At 40.2% G+C, this 20,163-nt stretch carries 19 protein-coding genes and 1 riboswitch; of the genes, 8 read left to right on the top strand and 11 right to left on the bottom strand.

The genetic code is table 11. The annotated features are described in order from the left end of the window. Positions 1-65: 65 nt before the first annotated feature. From D0907_RS09815 to D0907_RS09805, 3 genes are read right to left on the bottom strand one after another with little or no spacing between them, the layout of a single operon-like run. On the bottom strand, positions 66-2,852 hold the full coding sequence (locus tag D0907_RS09815; RefSeq protein ID WP_118844401.1) for an AAA family ATPase: 2,787 nt from the start codon (positions 2,850-2,852) through the stop codon (positions 66-68). Continuing rightward, positions 2,852-3,397 carry a condensin complex protein MksE gene (locus D0907_RS09810; protein WP_062564547.1) on the bottom strand — a complete coding sequence of 182 codons (546 nt, stop codon included), beginning with the start codon at positions 3,395-3,397 and terminating at the stop codon, positions 2,852-2,854. The genes D0907_RS09815 and D0907_RS09810 overlap by 1 nt, the downstream gene beginning before the upstream one ends. 2 nt (positions 3,398-3,399) lie before the next feature. Next, positions 3,400-4,674 carry a hypothetical protein gene (locus tag D0907_RS09805; protein ID WP_118844400.1) on the bottom strand — a complete coding sequence of 425 codons (1,275 nt, stop codon included), beginning with the start codon at positions 4,672-4,674 and terminating at the stop codon, positions 3,400-3,402. A 148-nt stretch (positions 4,675-4,822) separates the two neighbouring features. Between D0907_RS09805 and nhaD the strand changes: the two genes are divergently transcribed. Together nhaD and lysC are read left to right on the top strand one after the other, a co-directional pair. After that, a complete protein-coding gene (gene nhaD / locus D0907_RS09800; RefSeq protein WP_118844399.1) occupies positions 4,823-6,070 on the top strand; it encodes a sodium:proton antiporter NhaD in 1,248 nt (415 codons plus the stop codon). Positions 6,071-6,155: 85 nt separating this feature from the next. Continuing rightward, positions 6,156-6,328, top strand: a riboswitch (Lysine riboswitch). 81 nt (positions 6,329-6,409) lie between these two features. Further along, a complete protein-coding gene (gene lysC / locus D0907_RS09795; protein WP_118844398.1) occupies positions 6,410-7,789 on the top strand; it encodes a lysine-sensitive aspartokinase 3 in 1,380 nt (459 codons plus the stop codon). Here lysC and D0907_RS09790 read toward each other — a convergent pair. After that, on the bottom strand, positions 7,766-8,506 hold the full coding sequence (locus D0907_RS09790) for a 4'-phosphopantetheinyl transferase family protein (RefSeq protein ID WP_074989314.1): 741 nt from the start codon (positions 8,504-8,506) through the stop codon (positions 7,766-7,768). The genes lysC and D0907_RS09790 overlap by 24 nt on opposite strands. 148 nt (positions 8,507-8,654) lie before the next feature. Between D0907_RS09790 and D0907_RS09785 the strand changes: the two genes are divergently transcribed. After that, on the top strand, positions 8,655-9,980 hold the full coding sequence (locus tag D0907_RS09785; RefSeq protein ID WP_036967729.1) for a sodium-dependent transporter: 1,326 nt from the start codon (positions 8,655-8,657) through the stop codon (positions 9,978-9,980). Between the two features lie 117 nt (positions 9,981-10,097). Here D0907_RS09785 and D0907_RS09780 read toward each other — a convergent pair whose 3' ends face one another. Next, entirely contained in the window at positions 10,098-11,081 is a 984-nt protein-coding gene (locus D0907_RS09780; protein WP_118844802.1) for a 2-hydroxyacid dehydrogenase, read from the bottom strand. Beyond that, the gene (locus D0907_RS09775; RefSeq protein ID WP_065978532.1) at positions 11,047-11,562 is read right to left on the bottom strand and encodes a glutathione peroxidase; all 516 of its coding nucleotides are present in this window, start codon (positions 11,560-11,562) and stop codon (positions 11,047-11,049) included. The genes D0907_RS09780 and D0907_RS09775 overlap by 35 nt, the downstream gene beginning before the upstream one ends. 119 nt (positions 11,563-11,681) lie before the next feature. Between D0907_RS09775 and D0907_RS09770 the strand changes: the two genes are divergently transcribed. Further along, positions 11,682-12,563: an NAD(P)-dependent oxidoreductase gene (locus D0907_RS09770; RefSeq protein WP_118844397.1), complete on the top strand. Its 882-nt coding sequence runs from the start codon at positions 11,682-11,684 to the stop codon at positions 12,561-12,563. Positions 12,564-12,628: 65 nt separating this feature from the next. Here the strand turns inward: D0907_RS09770 and D0907_RS09765 are convergent, their stop codons facing one another. Further along, positions 12,629-13,432, bottom strand: coding sequence for a hypothetical protein (locus D0907_RS09765; RefSeq protein ID WP_118844396.1), 804 nt, complete (start codon positions 13,430-13,432; stop codon positions 12,629-12,631). 103 nt (positions 13,433-13,535) lie between these two features. Further along, the gene (gene sbcB, locus D0907_RS09760; protein ID WP_118844395.1) at positions 13,536-14,981 is read right to left on the bottom strand and encodes an exodeoxyribonuclease I; all 1,446 of its coding nucleotides are present in this window, start codon (positions 14,979-14,981) and stop codon (positions 13,536-13,538) included. A gap of 266 nt (positions 14,982-15,247) precedes the next feature. Between sbcB and D0907_RS21040 the strand changes: the two genes are divergently transcribed. From D0907_RS21040 to D0907_RS09750, 3 genes are all read left to right on the top strand, one after another. Then, positions 15,248-15,424 carry a hypothetical protein gene (locus tag D0907_RS21040; RefSeq protein WP_162898040.1) on the top strand — a complete coding sequence of 59 codons (177 nt, stop codon included), beginning with the start codon at positions 15,248-15,250 and terminating at the stop codon, positions 15,422-15,424. 88 nt (positions 15,425-15,512) lie between these two features. Further along, a complete protein-coding gene (locus D0907_RS09755) occupies positions 15,513-16,088 on the top strand; it encodes a hypothetical protein (protein WP_074989318.1) in 576 nt (191 codons plus the stop codon). 125 nt (positions 16,089-16,213) lie between these two features. Then, positions 16,214-16,594: a hypothetical protein gene (locus tag D0907_RS09750; protein ID WP_036967741.1), complete on the top strand. Its 381-nt coding sequence runs from the start codon at positions 16,214-16,216 to the stop codon at positions 16,592-16,594. A 10-nt stretch (positions 16,595-16,604) separates the two neighbouring features. Here the strand turns inward: D0907_RS09750 and D0907_RS09745 are convergent, their stop codons facing one another. Both D0907_RS09745 and D0907_RS09740 read right to left on the bottom strand, forming a co-directional pair. Further along, positions 16,605-17,024, bottom strand: a complete 420-nt coding sequence (locus D0907_RS09745; RefSeq protein ID WP_065978526.1) for a hypothetical protein — start codon at positions 17,022-17,024, stop codon at positions 16,605-16,607. 85 nt (positions 17,025-17,109) lie between these two features. Next, on the bottom strand, positions 17,110-18,054 hold the full coding sequence (locus D0907_RS09740; protein ID WP_065978525.1) for a sodium-dependent bicarbonate transport family permease: 945 nt from the start codon (positions 18,052-18,054) through the stop codon (positions 17,110-17,112). A 108-nt stretch (positions 18,055-18,162) separates the two neighbouring features. Between D0907_RS09740 and D0907_RS09735 the strand changes: the two genes are divergently transcribed. Beyond that, the gene (locus D0907_RS09735; protein WP_036967747.1) at positions 18,163-19,122 is read left to right on the top strand and encodes a LysR family transcriptional regulator; all 960 of its coding nucleotides are present in this window, start codon (positions 18,163-18,165) and stop codon (positions 19,120-19,122) included. Positions 19,123-19,231: 109 nt separating this feature from the next. On the opposite strand, the gene D0907_RS09730 is transcribed toward D0907_RS09735, so the two are convergent. Next, positions 19,232-20,125: a TIGR01777 family oxidoreductase gene (locus tag D0907_RS09730; RefSeq protein WP_036967749.1), complete on the bottom strand. Its 894-nt coding sequence runs from the start codon at positions 20,123-20,125 to the stop codon at positions 19,232-19,234. Positions 20,126-20,163 lie beyond the last annotated feature (38 nt).

The following is a 20,163-nucleotide window of genomic DNA, read 5'->3' as shown; positions in this document are numbered from 1 at the left end:
AAAAAGTAATGTAATAGAATGTAAATATAGTCATCCTTGACTGAATCATTTATTAATTTATGTGATTAGGCGCTGTGTTCGACCTCAATCCAGTCTTTTTCATCGACCCAGTTTTGTGCCCCATCTTTTACTGTCCGAATAGGCACAATGTAGTCACAACTCACTTGTGGCTTAACAGATGCAAAAATTGGCACAAAGCCAAAACTCAATGCGGTTTCTATTATTGCTTTTTGGTTTTGTGGGTCGATATCCGCCGCTTCATCAATATAAATAGGGATACGGTATAAGTTTTGTTCTTGATCACTTAACAGGTAGCGAATAAACAGCATGCCACATAGTAACTTAATTGTTATACGTGTGCCGTTAGAGCCCGCGGAGTCAATTTTTTCAAAGTGCTCTGTTTCACCTGCACGGTTTACTACCTCAAAGCGAATATCAAATAAATCGGTCAGTGTTAATCCCGCTTTATCTGAAGCGAGCTTAATTAAATGATCTTTTGCTTCGTTTACTGCCGACTCACTGTACGGCTCTTGGCTTAATAAATCGAGAGTATCACCTTGCTTAAACTGGTTTGAGGTACTGATAATGGTGTCGATGCTATCAACCAACATTTTTCGCGGGATCACATTGATCTTAAAGGCTTGTAAGTTTGAAATACGATGCTGACTAATGCCTTTGTTAAAGCTGTTCATTTCGCGGCGAAGGCGATCTAGGTCTTCACGCAGGCCTTTAATGGTGGCAGCTACTTCGGTAAGGGCAACTCGGCCTTGGCGCTCAACCGCATCGCGTTCGTTATCAATATTGTGAAACGCGCTTATTAGTTTTTCGTACTTAGTGAACTCATCGTTTTCGTTATCGAACTTTGTAATTCCTGCATTGTAAATATGCATGTAGGTATTGCGCACGTTGATATCAAAGTTTCTCAGCTCTTGGCAATCTTTATTAAAATGATGAATGAGATCACTTAAATTATCAAAATCAATGCTGATTTCGATCATGTACGGCGTTACTTTGCCCGAGTAAAAATCGAGAGTATGGTCAATTCGCTCCGACTTAACTTGGCGTAAGCGGTCAGCTTGGCGGGCGAGTAGATCTTTTTTCGATTTAATAATTGAACGACGATCACTAATTGACCCACTGTTTTTTTGGATATCTTGCAGGTAGTCGTCCACTTGTTCGCGTTCAGCATTTAGCTGCTCTTTAAGCAGGGTTTGCGCATCAACAGATTGCTGCATGATTTCAAATTGCTCAAAGCGTTTTAACGCTTCTTCAGAGGCCATTAGCTCATCATAAAGCGCGTCTTTCTCTTTTTGCTTTTGGGCGACATTGGCAGCAACTTCGCGCTGTTGCTTAAACTCTTTTAATGAGTTTTCAAGTGCGGCTAATTGTGCGGTTAATTGCTCTTTGTTTTCGCCAGTTTGCATTTGCACTGGGCTAAGCTTTTTGAGCTTAATCGTTGCACCTGGTAGGGTAAGAATACCGCCTTTTACGTTGGCTGATAATTGCTCTAAAAATTCCCCAAAGGCATCTTCGTCAGTAATCTCGACATCCCCATTGCTGGTGGTCGCAAACGAGAGAATATCGGGATTGAGAATACGCGAGATTTCTTCAACTTCTTTTAAAGACAAGTCTTCACGCATACGAGTAAAGAGGTTGAACTCTAAGTTTTTCAGCTGCAGCTTTAAGCTTTTAATTTGCTTTTGTGTTTCGCTGATGCGGTAATCAAGCGTGTGTAAGCTTTGCCCTTGTGCGCTGTTTAATGAATGCGACAGCGACTCATAGTCTTGCTTAAGCTGGGTAAGGCTAACTTTTAAAGTGGCTTTATTAACCAGTTCAAACTCAGATTTTAATGCTCGGTAGTCTAAAAACCATTGCTCAATTTGCGTTTGTTTGCGTTCAATATCGCGAGACTGTTGAATGTATAACTGTTGCTTTTGTTCAAATTCGTGTTTTTCGTGCTCGATATCTTCAAGGGCAATATTGAGCTCTGCTAGCTGCTCTTGTTGATAGCTTTCAAAGTCAATTAAAGCTTGGTCAATCTTAGGTGCGTACGCAGCCAGTTTACCTTTTAATACGGTTTGATTTTCAAGCATAGATTCAAGGGCTGCAATAGGCTCTTGCATTGATTCAAGGGCTTTTAATTCGCGTTTGGCACGGTTTACTTTGTCGAATGAGCGACGCCATACTTCATAAAAGTCTACCCGAGAGTTTGACATATGACGCTCAAACACACGCAGCATAAAGCGTTTAACATCACTGGCACCGAGCTTGTGCAAGTTAAGAATACGGCGGAAGATTTCTTTGTAAATTGCCGAGTCTTGTACGTTATTCAGCGGGATCATTTTTAAATTGATATCGCCATCAAACGGCGTCGCACCACCAGTTAAAAGGGCGTTGAGCTCTTGTGCTTTAAGTTCAATAGGATTGAATCCTTGCTCTTTTAAATGATTAAACAGCTTAGTGAACTTAATAATAGTTTTGCCTTGGGTGTAATGGTCAAGGTGTAGTTTTCCCTGATAGCAAAAAAACTGATGTGCGAACCCTGCAATTTTACCCAAACCAGCAACCCCAATGACCACTGGGCCGTTTGGTAAGTCGGCTTCAAGTAATATATATGATTGGTCGGATGAAAAATAAAACTTTCGGGTTTCATCTAAATCGTGACCATCCCACTCGGTAAGGCGTAAATCATTAATTAGCGGAAACTGCAGGGCATTGATAACAGAGCTTTTCCCGGTATTGTTAGGGGCACAAATCGAGCTACTTTTATCAAGCGGGATCACGCATTTTGCATAGCCAGCGGTATTTAATAGCGCAAGCTTACTGAGTCCGTATAGGCTTTGGCTTTGCATTATTCGTCATCTCCTAGGTAGGTTTCTTCGTTTACTTCCATTAATGCATCGATATAACGATAAATAGGGGCTTGTAGCATAAAGCCGTTTTCAACTTCGCGGGCAAGTCCTAAGCGCACCATACGTAGATACACATCTTTACGTAAATCTGAGCCAGAGAAAATTTCAAGTTGATCAAACAAATGTTTATTAATTTGCACAAGGGTTTGCATGAGCTCTAAGTCATTAACTTCGTCGAACAAAGCGCGCATCGGGTCTTTACCTGTGTTGGCATAGTGTTCAATCAAAATATAAATAGTCAGTGCAATAGCGCGCGAGATCTTGCCCATATTAGGTGTGCTTTCATCGCTGCCAAAGTAGTAATAGCCACGGCTATCGTGTTGTAAATCATGACCGAGTGCATTGAATAGGGCACGATAAGCATCAATGTGTTGATCAAGCTCTTGCCACATTAAGGTGTCTTGCTCGCTAATGTGATAGCCTGAGGTGAGCTTTTTATTAATCGCTTGTAGATGTGTTAAATCATCTAAATTAATATCTGTCATAGTTATTGCTCTGTTGCTTGTTTGTCATCAGCAGGCGATGAATTAAACGGGTAGAGTGAAAAGTGCTGCTGGGCAATCTTTATTTTTACTTTTTCTTGGCTTTGGCTGATTTCAAGGTCGCCATCGCTAATGAGTTTTTGATATAAAAACAGCATTTCGTCAGCGTCAAGGTCGGGGTAGCTTTCATCTAAGAAACTAAGCAGCGGTTGTGACTTTTTGGTGGCCTTTTTGAAGCGCTTTTTAAACTGTGATTTTACATCGTTGTAATCGGGGATATTAGGGCTTTGGTACGCCGGCACATCTTGATGCTCTGGTAGCTCGTATTCATCGTGCTCAAAGTCAACTAAACCTGCCATATAGGCGATAATATGGCGTTGTTGGCCGAGTGAAAAGCGTTGTGAATCAGAGACAAAATTAGGTTGCACGGCGCTCAGCATGTTATCAACGCCATTTTTACGCACAAGCCCAAGTACTTTCGCTGCTTGGCGGGTGATTAAGTTATTACGGCGCAGCTCTTCACGCAGTGGCATTAGCATATCAGCACTTTTACGCAGGCTTTCGCGACCCACTAAATGCATTTCTAAAATACGCGTTCGAAGTTGCTCAAGCATGCGTTTGTCTTGGTATGACTTTCCGAGCCGATCAATTTGTTCAATCTGTAGGCTTATTTGCATTTCAATGGTGTTAAAACAAGCATGAAAATCGCCACGTATATCAACCATTTCAAGCATTGGCTCTATGTATTCGTCAAACGCTTCTATAACAGCTTGATAGCGTTTTTGTAGCGATTGTACTGCGTTATTAGCTTTAGCTTGTTCAACAATATTTAAAATAGCGTTTTCGTTATGGCTAAACAGTTTCATTATTTTGCGAACCCGATCATCCATAATTCGGCTAAAGCGACGCAGCTCGTCGTAATCTTCAATTTCTCCGGCTTTTGCTAAGCGGTTGCCCAAGCGTGCTAAGTCATCAACTAATACGTTGATCTCTTGTGCTAAACCCAAATGCTCTTCTTGCAATAAAAAGGTTGCAAAGTCAGCAATTGCGCGGTTGATTTCTAATTGCGAAGATTTTGCCAGTGGAATAATAATATCTTGATTCAATAAACGATTTGTTTCTTTATAAATGCGTTCATTTGACCAGCTTGGCTGTTTTTGTTTTATCGCATTTTGTACGTCTTTTAAGCTGAAATCAGCCATCTTAAAACGTTTAAATAAGAGTTCTAACACCCCCCAATGCTCTGTAAGGGTATTTAATAACTTTTTAGCTGGGATCATACGGCTCCAGTAAATCAAAATTTTGGTGTTAGCGTTTAGTAGTAATTTATGTAATTGAGAATAGTTTTATGACTTAGATGCTGCTAGAATCCGCGCCGAAACACTCGACTTACAATTTTTACATTTTTATAAAGGTTGTTCAAACACCATGGTAACCCCACTTATCCTAACCCTGATAGCGGTGGCATTTTTGCTTATCGTTATAGAGGATATTATCCATGTAAACAAGGCCAAAACGACGCTTTTTTTTGGCACTTTATGCTGGATTATCTTGTTTATCTCTCCAATTCATGGGCAAAGCCCAGAAACTATACAACATCAACTTGATCACAATATTTTAGAAATTGCTACTTTGTGGTTATTCCTAATGGCTGCTATGACCTTTGTCGCTTATTTAAACTCGAAAGGGTTTATTCAAAATATTGTTCACAAAATTATGCCAAATCAAATCAGCGAACGAAAGCTGATGTTTTTGATTGGTGGTTTTGCGTTTTTGTTTTCTTCTATTTCCGACAATATCACAGCAACATTAATTTCGCTTGCAGTTGTGATGTCGCTAAAGCTTGATCCAAAAAAATTAATAAAATACGCGACCCTCATTGTATTCAGTGTGAACTCTGGTGGGGTATCACTTATTACGGGTGATGTAACGACCTTAATGATTTTCCTTGATGAGAAAGTCACCATCGGTAACTTGTTATTGCTTATTGTGCCTTCACTTGCAAGTGTGGCGCTATTGGCTGTTATGCTATCTGCGGGGATGTCAGGGAATGTCGTATTCGAAAAACAAGCGGTCCGCCGCATAGAAAAGACCGACATCACCATTGCGGTGATCTTTTTCTCGACGATTATCGCAACCCTAACACTCAGTGTGCTTTATAGTGTGCCACCACTATTAACCTTTTTATTTGGTTTGTCGTTAATGTTTTTAGTGGCGCAATTTTTAATGCGCAAGAAAGACGTTAACAAAAAAATTATTGATTATATTCGTGAAATTGAATACGACACGCTCTTATTCTTCGTGGGTGTATTGCTACTCGTAGGTGCGCTTAAAGAAGTGGGTATGCTGTCTAAATTTACGCACTTATATGAGCTTATGGCGCCTGAGTATGCAAACTACTTAATGGGCTTGTTGTCGGCTGCGGTTGATAACGTGCCGCTAACGGCTGCATTACTGAAAGCCGATATTGTCATGAGCCCTCAGCAATGGTTATCGTTTACCTATGCAACAGGTGTGGGAGGCTCAATGCTTATTATCGGCTCTGCAGCGGGTATTATCGCAATGAGTAAAGTAAAAGCATTAACGTTTATGAGTTATTTAAAAATGTCGCTGTATTTATTAATAGCTTATACAACGGGTTATTATGGCTCATACCTAGCGGGAAGTTTTATTTAATACTTGACAGCTAGACGTCTAAACGATAAGTTTCAAAGCCTGCTTTTTATAGCAGGCTTTGTTATTTTAACCAGGTGTTAACTTAACATTCAGAAGAGGTGCGATACTTAGGTATTTAATGTGAGGTGACGATTGCCAATGACCATTAAAGAGGGAAGTACTCGCCGAGGAAAGTAATCGGTCGTCGCGGTTATTTTTCGGTTTATGGGGCTGAATCCTCAAAACTGTCACCAAACTAGGTGGAGAGCTTCTGGCAGTGGACTACTCTTTTTTATCAAAGCACCCCTTGCCGAGTTCTTCTTGAATTAATGTGGATTGTTACCCACAAAAGGAGACGACATGAATACCCAATTAGCCGCCAACTCGAAATCAGATTATGTAGTTGCAAAATTTGGTGGCACCAGTGTAGCTAACTTTGACGCCATGAGTCGTTGTGCAGAAATTGTCTGTGCAGATAATCAAGTACGCGTTGTTGCAGTGAGTGCAAGTGCGGGCGTAACCAATCATTTAGTTGCACTGTGTAAAGATGATTTAAGCGCAGCACAGCGCGATGAACACATCACAGGTGTTATTGCTATTCAAGAAAATATTTTAGCCGAGCTGTCGCTGGATGCCGATTTAGCTCATGGCTTTGATGAAACCTTAAAAGCATTTCAAACGCTTGCAGCAGCAGGGGCTAAATCGGCCGCTGAGCAAGATGAACTGCTGAGCTTTGGTGAGCGCTTGTCATCTTATTTATTTACTCAAGTACTGCGTGGTCAGGGCTTAGATGCTGTGCGATTTGATGTGCGTAAAGTCTTAAAAACAGATAGTCAATTTGCAAAAGCTACCCCAAACATTGCTGCAACAGCCGCGGCGGCGCAAAAATATTTAGTGCCCTTATTAGCAGAACAAGTTGTGGTAACCCAAGGCTTTATTGGCAGTGATGAGCACAACCAAACAACCACGTTAGGCCGTGGTGGTTCTGACTACAGCGCGGCATTGCTTGCAGAAGCAATTAACGCTAAAAGTGTGCATATTTGGACTGATGTAGTGGGTATTTTCAGTACTGATCCGCGTTTATGTGTAAAAGCCACGCCTATTGCACGACTAAGCTTTGACGAAGCAGCTGAAATGGCAACATTTGGGGCAAAAGTATTGCACCCCGCGACTATTTTACCGGCAAGTCGCAGCCATATTAGCGTGTTTGTTGGCTCAAGCCGTGAACCGCAATTAGGGGGCACATGGATTGAAAAAGAAAAGTCAGAGCAGCCTGGTATTCGAGCAGTCACACAGCGTAAAAACCAAATTCTTTTAACGGTTAAAAGCCCAGAAATGCTTTTAGCCAGTGGTTTCTTAGCGCGTGTTTTCACTATTTTAAGTGAGTTTAATATCTCGGTTGATTTAGTAACAACCTCTGAAATTAGTGTGGCAATTACCTTAGATAACGCACCTAACGCATCACGCCCAGAGCTTGATCAAGCCTGTTTAGATAAACTCTCTGAGTTTTGTCATGTATCGGTTGAGAATAACTTAACGCTGGTAGCATTAATTGGTTCAGAAATTCAATTACGTCAGCAAGAAACTAACTTAATGCAGGTATTGAGTGATTTTAATATTCGCTTAATCTGCCATGGTGCAAGTAAACATAACCTGTGCTTTTTAGTTGAGCAGAGTGAGTCTGACCTTGTTGTTCAAGCTATTCATAGTCGTTTATTAGAAAGCCAAAACGCGGCGTAAGTCGTCAAATGTCATAAAAGAGCACTGCCAGTCAGTGCTTTTTTGTGCCACCACGCTAATATCAAAATCATTTACGGTTCGGCTTGATGCGGTCAAGCTATGTTTTTCAATTTCCTCAAACACATTTGGGCTCAAGAGCTTAGCGATAGGCTGTGCAGTTGCTTTGGCCAACGCTTCTTTGAGTGTCCAAATTCTAAAAAAACACCCAGCTTGCTCGTTTATATCGTTAAAGGCGCTAATTAGGTTGACTTCCTCTTGGTGATAAAAGTGTTTGGCAAGTTTTACAAAGGGACGTGTTTTTGTGCAGTGTTCAATATCGAAACCAAATTTATGTTGCTCAGGGTTGAGTGCTGCGCCGATAAAACCACGCGAATGCGATAAACAGGCCCAAATGGGCTCACCCTCAGGCGTGTGTAGTTTAAGCTTGCTGTCTGCGTCATCAAATTGGCTTGAAATGTCGCAAAGAGGTGTGTTTTTAAATGCTGGAACGCTGAGTTTTAATAAATACTTAAGTGTTAACCGTGTGGCAATGTACTCTTGTTTTGCTGCTTGTACTTTGCGCTTTGCAAGTACGCTTTGCTCAAACTGGCTGAGTAATTTACTAACCGGCAGGGTACTAATATCGATATGTGAAGCATCCACAAGTACGATTTGTTTATCAGCTGAACTTACTGCTGAATCAATTTTTAAAGTGTTAGAAAAATAGTGACTGCTCATGGTTTGCGGCTTTCGCATATACTCAGAATTAGATTTGTTTATTTTTACAGCAAATGCACGGTTGCAGGCACACACAAACGCAAATTGTTTACGCAGTTGACTGTAATTATGGTTTAATGAGGAAAAATAATAACAGAAATGTAGATGTATGGCACAAGTTCGTGACGGCTTCCAAAGTCGTATTGGTTTTGTTCTCGCCGCTTCTGGTGCGGCAGTAGGTTTAGGTAATATTTGGGGGTTCCCAACGCAAGCGGCAAACCATGGCGGCGGTGCATTTTTACTTGTTTATTTTATTGTTATTTTCTTATTAGCGCTTCCAGCCTTGTACACGGAACTGTATTTAGGTCATCAAGCGCAAGCAAATCCTGTTAAAGCGTTATCAAGTGCATGGCAAGATACCTCGCCAAAAGTCGGTGCCGCAGCGGGTTACATAGGCCTATTTGGCGCCATTGTGATGCTAAGTTTTTATTCGATTGTTGCAGGTTGGATGCTCGCATATGCGCTTGAACCAATCGCTAGCTTTTTTGGTTTAGCTAAGCTCAGTGACTTTTTACACAGTGATTCAATGGCGCGCAATTTTGTGTTTACGCCACTCATGCTTATCTTAACAGCCAGTATTATTTTAAAAGGGGTTAAATCGGGTATCGAGACCTGGTCACGCCGCTTAATGCCACTATTGTTAGTGTTGCTGGTGGCTTTAATTGCTTATATTGCCACCCTTGATGGCGCAATGGATGGCTTTGCTGCTTATTTAGTCCCTGATTTTAGTCAAATTTTCGATGCAAACTTAATTATTGCCGCGATGGGGCAAGCGTTCTTTTCATTGTCGTTAGGTGTGGGGTGTATGATGGTATATGGCTCATATTTAAAGCCAGACGCCAACTTACCAAAACTTACAGGCACGGTTGCATTGCTTGATACGGGTGTGGCATTTTTAGCAGGGTTATTAATTATTCCTGCCATTTTTGTTGCTCAGCACAACGGCGTTGAGGTATTCAGTAATGGTAAGCTAGTCGGTGAGGGGCAATTAATTTTTGCAATATTACCTGAGCTTTTTAGCACTATGGGGCAAGTAGGCTTACTGGTTGGCTTGTTGTTTTTTGTGTTGATGTCGATTGCATCGGTGACCTCAACTATTTCATCAACTGAAATCCCTGTCGCATTTTTAGTTGAAAATCACAGCATTGAGCGTAAACAAGCCACGTTATTTGTGACCTTAGTTGTGTTTGTTGCTTCATCTTTGATCATTCTTAACTTTGATTGGTTATTTGGCTTAGTGATTATGGTATTAACACAATACCAATTACCGCTGATGGGGCTGTTTTATTTCATTACTGTAGGTTGGTTATGGAAACGTGGTAACAAATTACACCAAGTGTCGAGTGGCCCACATTATTGGTTCGCTCAGTACATTCGTTTTGTGTGTCCGTTACTGATGACCGCAGTGTTCGTGAATGTGGCACTGTTGAAATAAAACGATCAGCTTTAATTCGAGAGTCACTTGTTTAAAAGGCGTAGGGCGCAAACCTTACGCCCTTATTGTTTAAGTGCATAGAGTTATTTTAAGAGCATAGAACTATTTTAAGCGCATTTAAATAACTTCATTAGTCAGTGGCAAGCCTTGGCTTAACTCATTAGCACTTTGCAGTGTGGTGCAAGCTATTTCGTTAAGGGCTTCTTGAGTGAAAAAACCTTGGTGGCCTGTAACAAGTACGTTTGGGAAACTGACTAAGCGAGAAAAAATGTCATCCTGCATAATTTCTTCACGGTGATCTTTAAAGAACAGTTCTGATTCTTGTTCGTAAACATCAAGCCCCAGATAGCCAATTTTTTTTGATTTTAGCGCATTGATACAGGCTTTACTGTCTAGTAGCGCACCGCGTGAGGTGTTGATTAACATGACACCTTCTTTCATTTTTTCAAATGCAGCTTCATTAATTAAGTGATGGGTGTGCTCATTTAGTGGACAGTGCAAAGAAATGACATCACTTTGCGTGAGTAGGGTATCTAAGTCACATAACGTAAATGGCCCTGCTTTTACTTTAGGATCACACACTAAAACGTTAGCGCCAAAACCATTTAAAATATTTACCAGTGCTAAGCCAATTTTACCACAGCCAATAATGCCAATGGTTTTTTTAAATAGGTTAAAGCCGAGTAAGCCATTTAAATCAAAGTTGCCTTCGCGAACGCGATTAAATGCTTTATGTGTTTTGCGATTAAGTGTCAACATGAGCGCAATACAATGCTCTGCAACTGCTTCTGGGCTGTAAGCGGGTACGCGGCAAACTTTTATTCCATGCTCTTTGGCGGCTTCAAGGTCAACATTATTAAAGCCAGCACAGCGTAATAAAATGGCTTTAACACCATCGTTCGCTAAAGCAGAAATGACGTGTTTATCAACGGTATCGTTAACAAACACGCATACAGCATCAAAACCTTTGCTTAATGGTGCGGTTGTTATATTCAGTGATTGCTCAATGAAGCTCAGAGAAACAAACTCACTGTAATTAGTTGAGTTATTGTCAAAGAAGGGTTTCTCATATTTTTGCGCACTGAATAAGGCCAGCTTTATCATTTAAATTACTCTCTATCACCATTTTGAGGGTTTCAGGTTTGGTACGCGGGGCGTACCGTGCAATGAGTTGACCTTCTGAGTTTATAAGAAATTTGGTGAAATTCCATTTAATTGCGCGGTTTTGCGCAATTCCACGTGTATGGCATTTTAAATAATTAAATAACGGATGCGCCTCAGGCCCATTAACGAGCACTTTATTAAAAAGAGGAAAGCTTACATTAAAGTGTTGCTGGTAATACGCTAATAATTCTCCACCTTCGAGTGGCTCATTATGACCAAATTGGTTACAGGCAAAACCCAGCACAGTAAAATTATGGTCTTTATATGTGTTGTAGAGTTTTTCGAGACTTGCCATTTGCATCGAAAAATTACATTTACTGGCAATGTTAACAATAAGAGTGGTTTTGCCTTGTAGCGACGCAAGGCTAAAATTTTCACCAGACGCAAGCTGGGCATTAAAACGATATATACTATCCATGTTTTACCTGTGTGTTTTTAACTTACTTAAAATTAATGAACGCTTTTTCATTCGCTTTTTAGTTATTCGATTGAGATAATGAAATTGTTACTAATTTATCACTCAAATAGGTCAGTTTTATGTCAATGAAAGTCGCCTTCATCGGATTAGGTGTCATGGGTTACCCTATGGCGGGTCATCTTGCTAGCGCAGGTCATCACGTGACTGTTTATAACCGCACAACAGCAAAAGCACAAAAGTGGGTATCAGAATATCAAGGTCACTACAGCGAAACGCCAAAAGAAGCGGCAAAAGACGCTGACATTGTGTTTATGTGTGTTGGTAACGACGATGATTTACGCTCAGTGGTGTACGGCGAAAATGGTGTACTGGCTAGCATGCAAGCCGGTAGCTATTTAGTTGACCATACAACGACCTCAGCAGAAGTCGCTCGTGAAGTGGGCGCTAAAGCTAAGCAACAAGGTATTGCGTTTTTAGATGCCCCTGTGTCTGGTGGTCAGGCTGGTGCAGAGAATGGTGTTCTCACGGTGATGGTGGGCGGCGCAGAGGCTGACTTTGGTGTTGTGCAACCGGTCATGGCTGCTTTTAGTCGTTTTAGCCAACTATTAGGTGAAGTAGGTTCAGGTCAGCTTTGCAAAATGGTGAACCAAATTTGTATTGCCGGGGTAGTACAGGGCTTAGCAGAAGGACTTCACTTTGCTAAACAAGCTGGTCTTGATGGTGAAAAAGTAATTGAAACAATTTCTAAAGGTGCCGCAGGTTCATGGCAAATGGAAAACCGCTACAAAACAATGTGGGCAGGTGAGTACGAATTTGGCTTTGCAGTCGATTGGATGCGTAAAGATTTAGGCATTGCTCTTGATGAGGCAAAAGCGAACGGCGCAACGTTGCCTATGACGGCAACAGTTGACCAGTATTATGCCGATGTACAAGCCTTAGGCGGCGGCCGATACGATACCTCTAGTTTATTAGCACGTATTGAGGCGTTGCATAAAAAGTAATGGGGTATTGGTCATAAATAGTGCCTAGCATTGCTAGGCACATGTGAACTCTTATAAAAACTATTTTAATAGCAGCTAACTTGCGAGACTAATCTTTGCCCATTTTCAGCTCTCGTAAAGGCAATTTTACAATGAGTGCCTATATTAAGTGAGCCCCCATAGACAATATCTACAAAAGGCTGTGTATTACTGGTACTTAGGTTTGCATTGAAGAGTGTTGAACCATCTGAGTTCTTAACTGTTTTCGTTAAATCTGCGACTAAGCTATATTTGCCATTTTTTATCTCTATTAGTGCAAAAGGTTCGCCGCGACTGTCTTTTACTAAGACGATATTTTGGTCTCCACTATCAAACAAGGATGCAAATACATCTTTGAAATCTATAGTTCCGCTTGCAAAGTTTTTGAAGTCTTCACTGAAACTTGTTCCATTATTTTGCACACTTGGCTCTGAGGTATTGCGGTTATTTCTGGTTACAACTGTGGAAGTAAATGCGCTATGTAATGCACTTGATTCAAAAGCTTTTTTAAAGCGAGTGAAGGCACTGAAAGCATCAGAAACACTTGTTGGTGCTGAGCAAGCATTACAATTAATTATAAAGCCATGGTGGAACTGTTTAAATATAACTGCCCTAGATTTAATGACATTTGTAGAAAATGAGATTGAATCATTATTTTCAGAATAAAGTGTTGTATCAATCTTCTCGTAATCTACTCCCATCTCATTACACTGACCCATATAGCTAGCATCAGGTTTATATATACAAGCGCGTATGTAAGTTTCGAAATCCATTTTGGATTCAAAAGAGTAGGCATGGCTTGTGCCAATGAATAAAATGACAAACAGGGTGAAATGCATACTTTTTTTCATAAATATTCCTTTATTTATATAATGTTAGAGCATTGCTTTTTGTATAACGGTTTAATCTTATAAGGTGCCATTTTTACAAAAAGCATGGTAATTGATGGTTATATTACATACTTTGTGCGTAGTTATACAGTGCTTTTAAAATGTGCAGATTTTTTTCATTATCGTCGTGCTCATGAGCTAAATTTTCGAGCGTAATCATAAAATCGTGTGCGCTAATAGAAGGACTGTCATCGCCGTGCATTAATTTATTTTGGCAATACATACGCCACTGTGCAAGTTCGTCTTGGCTTAAGGTGTGTGGCCAGTTGCGAGCACGGTATCTAAACAACAAGGTATTAAACTTTTTGTCTTCAAAATCTAACTGCATTGTGGCCAGTTGCTCAGGGCTTGCATCGCGAATAATGGCAAATTTGGCTTTATCGGCATGGCTCGTAAAGCCGTCATAAAGTTGATAGTCAGGGTTTTGTGTTTCACCGTAGTCACGTTGTTCGTTAAATACTTCGGTTACTTTGTCGCGAAGTTCAGTATTGGCTTTTAATATAGCAAGGTTTTGCAAACACTTTTCGCGGTCTATCCCTAGGCGTGCGGCATTTTCTGGTAATAGTGTTTTAGCGGGCGCAAGAATAGGGCACTTATTTAAGTGAACTAGTTTTAAGCCGACAGGGGCCTCGTTTTCGCCAAGGTCGGTGTGTTTGGTGTAAAGGCGTGTCCGTAACTCTTCAACAGATAAATCTAATAACACCTGCGGATCATCTGTTAAATTAAAGCAGATGATGGCGTTTTTGTTGACTGGATGAAAACTCATTGGCGCTATCCAGCTAGTACAGCCTTGGCTTGCCGGTATGCGTGATGAAGTATGTACCAGCGGTGTCATGTTGAACACATCAACTAAATCAGCCAGCGCTTTTTTAGAGCGTAAACCAAAAAAGAATTGATACAGCTTGGGTTGTTTTTCTTTTATAAGCTTTGCAAGCGCAATGGTTGCAGTAACATCACTTAACGCGTCGTGAGCTGCGGCATGTTCTATGCCGTTAGCAACAGTTAAATGCTCAAGTTTAAAGCTGGGTGTGCCATCATCTTTTAATGGCCACTCAATACCTTCTGGTCGCAACGCATAACAAGCACGAACAAGGTCAATAATATCCCAACGGCTATTATTGTTTTTATACTCTCGCTCGTAAGGGTCATAAAAATTACGATATAGACTGTAACGTGTTACTTCATCGTCAAAGCGAATACTATTATAGCCAGCTACACAGGTGTTAGGCTGACTAAACTCGGCATGAATTTTCGCCATAAATTCGGCTTCAGGCAGTCCTTTTTGCATGGCTATTTGTGGCGTAATGCCGGTTATTAAACACGCCTCTGGGTGCGGTAAATAGTCTGCCGCGGGCTTACAATATTCAATGAGCGGCTCACCAATAATATTTAAATCAAGATCGGTACGTATGCCAGCAAATTGACTCGGGCGGTCTTTTTGCGGACTGGCGCCAAAGGTCTCGTAGTCATGCCAGTAAATTGTTGGTTGCTGTTGTTCTTGATATGCCATGCATTAAACCTTGCTAAGCGTATGTGCGCTTACCATTAAATTTATTAGTTAACAGAATTATGGCATAGAGCCTTATTAGTTTATAGAGCAAAGCGTAAAGGTGTTAGGGAATGTCTATTTTACCAACAAGGGAAGAACAAAAAATAGCCTATTGATTGTTTTTTATGCTTATATAGAGATTAAGAGTGTTGTGTTACTAAAATAGCAATATAAGTGGCGCAGTACTTGCTTAGAAACAGCATCTTTAACAATGAAGGAACAAAAAAATGACTTTATCAGCCCTATTACTATCTACTTTAGCATTCGACGCAGCACCAGCAACAAGTTTTGATACTACAAAGCTACAGGGTTCTGGTGGTATCGTTATTATCAGAGAGAAGAAAAAAGAAGAGCTACAAGGTTCTGGCGGAATAGTTATCATTAAAGAAAAAAAGCCAAACTAAACAATAGACTATTCAAAATAACCAGCTCAAATAGCTGGTTTTTTTTACTACATAGTAATATCCTAATGGTTGGTACCAAGGGTAATCTATGTTTGAATTCTTAGCAGATTTATATAATAAGGCATTATTGGTCAGTGAAAATAGAGAAGTATTTTCATACCAAGTGCTAATTTCTTTGTCATATCTACTTGCACTAGTACTGTCAATGCTTCGAGCATTAAAAGATAAAGAGCTATTTAGTGATTTCTTAACTATTGCTGTTGTTGTTACTAAATATATGATTACAACATTATTAATGGAGTACGCTTTAACATACATCGAAGAAAACCATGCAGTTGACAATGTACAAAATGTTTATCTTAGTTTGAGTGTAACCAGCTTCTTAAGTATGTATATACTAGTAAAGCTGCACGAAAAGCTTAGCTATAAATTTGGCTTATTATTTTTTTGTGTGCTCAAATTAACAATCATTATTGCTTTATCTCATTTTATTTTATGGTTTAAATTTGTTGTCTTGGATATCCAAGCCGAGCACGCCTATATTCATTACATTTACAGTTTTGTCGTCCTTTACATTAGTATTGCCTTAGCTGTGGTGATGCTTTTCCCCAGTTTGCTTAAAACGAAGTTAAAATTTTTGGTGAGTCCAAGTTGGCCACACTAGAGATTGGGCGCGAATCAGATATTTCTTATATATCAGCCTCGTACTATCATTTATAATGCTTTTTCCTGATGTATTACGAACCAAGTTTGGGTGTATAGTAACATTTAGTTTACCGAGGGAACGTGATGCTTGAACTAATTTACAGTGCAATTGCCGTTTTAGCTATCTTGCTTATAGCGAGTACATGGCTAATTGCGCGTAAAAACATATTTGAAGATCAAATAAGAAGCAAATCGGTTGAAGTCGTTTGGTGTACCATTCAGGCTGAAAATGAAACCGATATAAATAAAGCGCTCAAATTATTTAATAAAGCCGAAGCTTTAAAAAGTGAAATTGCGGCTTTACTAGGCGAGTCGCCAAATGTAGCCAACTTTAAATTTGCCGAACCAATAGATTTTACTGATGATACGTTAAAAGATTTATCGCTGGGCGAATTGCAGCGCTACTATGATAAACAAAATAATATTGCCGATATCTATAATGAGTTATACAAAGGCAAGAATTAAAAAAGCCAAGTTATTTAACTTGGCTTTGTATTTTTAACTCGTTTTCAATCTGTTCTACATGAATTTCTGCCAGCTCACCCAGTGTTTCTTGATTGTGATTTTCACCCTTAATTAAGCCAGCCATAGACATTTTTTTGATACTTTTGATAATGCCGTTCTTAATCGCTTTTAATTGGTCATTACTTAATTGCACCGTGTGTTGATTTTGACCATTAAGTAAATAGTCAAAACTCACGTGTGTTGCTTTACTCGTTTTATCAATTAATGAATAAGGGATGGTGGCACTGAAAATACAGTGCTCACTAAATCCGCTTTGTAATGATAAATGGTGCTCAAGTTCTGCATTATTTTGCACATTGTATTCAGCACATAAGCGCTTAAAAATGTTACTCACATGCTGTTGCTCTGTGCTGAGAGATTGATCAAACATATAGCAAGTCCTTGCACATTTTTTCTTTATATTAAACGACTTTAGTCCAAATCGCATTCATAAAGTGATGTTTAAATTCACTTTTTTATGAGATTAGTAATGCCATATGATGATACAAACCTATACCGACTAATACATTAAACGGAAAGGTTATCCCAAGCGAGCTTAACATGGCTAAGCCAATATCTGCATCGGGGATTGCTGCTTTAATCGCTGCAGGTGCTGCAATGTAAGATGCGCTAGCAACTAAGCTTCCTAAAATTACGATTGAGCCAAGCTCAAGCTGCAATGCGGTGCCAACCCCAACACCAATCGCACCTAATAAGTTGGGTGTAATAAGTGCAAACAACGCTAAGCGCCAATGATGCCATGGAATAGGGCGTAATGTTTGTGCTGCCATAAGACCCATTTCAAGTAAAAACAAGGCTAATACAACTTTAAAGCTATTAGTTAGTAAGCTCGTAACTTGGCTGCCTTGTTGTGTGCCATACATCATGCCGATAATAACGCCACCCACAAGCAGAATAACACTTTTGTTTGTTAAGGTTTCATGCCACAGCGCCTTAAGCGATAGGTTACCTGCAGAGGCTTTATTACCTAGTCGGCGATAAAGCAATAAGCCAACAATAATGGCCGGCAGCTCTAGCATGACGAGATACAGGGTTACTTCGGCACCTACCACAAGTGAATTTGATTCGGCGTACGCCAAAGCAACAGCAAATGTACCTGCACTCACCGAGCCATAATGTGCTGCAATACTCGCACTGTTTGCGACCGATAAATTAAGTAAGCGTTTGAGCACGGGGTAAAGTAGAAGAGGGATACACGCTCCGAGTAACAATACCGATCCCATTTCAGGTAATAATTGCCAATGTATATTTCCGTGTAGCACCATGCCACCTTTTAAACCAATTGTTAGCATTAACAATAGGCTGAGAGTTTCATAAGTTGCTTGCGGAATTTTTAGATCAGATCGTAATAAACCTGCGGCTAACCCTAAAACAAAAAACATGACAACAATATCAGGCACTTTTTTCTCCTCTTAGTTAAAAGCGCCGCTATTCTAAATAAAAAAACACATAGTAAATAATTAAATGAATGCTACCATCATATAGGTTTTTATCTATGAGGTGGGGTTGTGGACTTACGACATATTTCTTTTCGGCTATTAGAAGTGTTTATGTGTGTAGTTAAAACACGTTCAATTAGTGAAACGGCAAGGCAATTACATTTAACGCAGCCAACAGTATCGCAGCAAATAAAGCGACTGCAAGAAACTGTAAACGAGCCTCTCATTGTGGTTAACCAGCAGCGTATTCATATTACCGAAGCTGGGTTTGCTTTATTTCAAACTTGTCAGCAAGTGTTTGGTCATTTTGACGATTATCAAGATTATTTGGTGGAATTGAGAGGCGGTGAGCGGGGACGTTGCAAAATAGCGATTGTAAATACAGCGCAATACATCCTGCCAAAACTATTAGGGCCATACAGTAATTTACATCCGCATGTAGAGCTTCCATTAGAAATAGGAAACAGGGCCGAAGTATTGGCTCGGTTTGAAAGAGGTGAAGATGATATTTATGTATTTAGTCATCCACCGTCGCTTGAGCACGCGAAAGCAGGGCGTTTTTTACAAAATCCCTTAGTGTTTATCGCCCCGATGAATCACCCACTGGCTAAATCTTCACACGTAACACTGCATGATTTAATGACTGAGCGCTTTTTACTGCGTGAGCCTGGTTCGGCGACACGCATGTTATTCGAAAGTGAGTTACAAAGCCGTGGCTTTGTACTTAGTGACACCGTGCAAATGGCAAGTAATGAGGCTATTAGGGTTGCCGTCGGTTCTGGAATGGGATTAGGTGTTGTGTCTCGTCATGTATTGCCAGCACACGATAAAAGCTTTTGTATGCTTAATGTTGTTGATGTTCAGCTGGCAAGTCATTGGTATTTTGTTGTTCGGACAGATCGGCATTTATCTCATGCTGCACGTAATTTTTTAAGATTTGCAGAACTTAATTTAGAACAGTGCTTAGACAAAGAATGGGTTACAAATGAGCTTCATACGCTAAACCACAGTTTAACCATGAAGACGTAGCTACATGTATATTTTGGTACGTCGCTGGTTTGCCATGATAGTTGGAAACCTTTCTGCATAACAGTGTACAGTAAAGGTTTATACAAATTTAATTTTACTTATCAATGTTTTACAGTTTCAAACTTTCCAGCGCTGGTTTTAGCTCAGGGTAATGAAAGCGATAGTTATGCGCGAGTAATTTATTCGGCATGACGAACTGACCATGGATAAGTAAGTCTGACATTTCACCCATCATCAGCTTAAGTAACCAACTAGGCATTCTGAGCATGGCGGGGCGTGAAAGTACCGTCCCTAATGTTTGGCTAAACTCATTATTATCAACTGGATTTGGAGCTGTGGCATTAATTGGCCCATGCAAGTCGTCGTGGGTCAGTACAAATAAAATCAGCTGAATCATATCGTCAATATGGATCCAAGACATACCTTGGTGACCATGCCCTAAAGGCCCACCAAAACCAAACTTGAATGCAGGTAACATTTTACTCAGTGCGCCACCTTGTTTGGCAAGAACAACACCCGTTCTCAGCAAGCAAACACGGGTTTTGCTTGATTGCGCTTTGGTGGCAGCATGCTCCCAATCTCGACAAAGAACATGGCTGAATTCTGGGTATATATCATTAAATTCCTCATCTATATGTTTGTCGCCTTGACGACCATAAAAACCAATGGCGCTACCAGAAATAAAGGTATGAGGAGGCGTTTCACACCGGCTAATCGCTTTAGATATTTGCAATGTTAGGTTTATTCGACTGTCGAGCAAACGGCGTTTTTGTGACTCGCTCCAACGTTTGTTAACAATAGGCTCGCCAGCCAAATTTATCACTGCATCTATATCTTCAAAATCAACCTCATCCAACGACTTTACAGCATGCACTTGATGAGTCAGTAATACATTGGCTTGAATAGGATTTCGGCTCAGTACTGTGACTTTGTGATGGTTTAAAAGAAATGGGCACAAATGCTTTCCAATGAGGCCTGTTCCACCTGTTAATAAAATATGCATAGGGCACCTTAATTAAATGAATGTATGTTTTTTATACA

This window comes from Pseudoalteromonas lipolytica (assembly GCF_003515105.1).
GTDB lineage: Bacteria > Pseudomonadota > Gammaproteobacteria > Enterobacterales > Alteromonadaceae > Pseudoalteromonas > Pseudoalteromonas lipolytica.
This window is presented reverse-complemented; position numbering and strand designations above follow the sequence as displayed.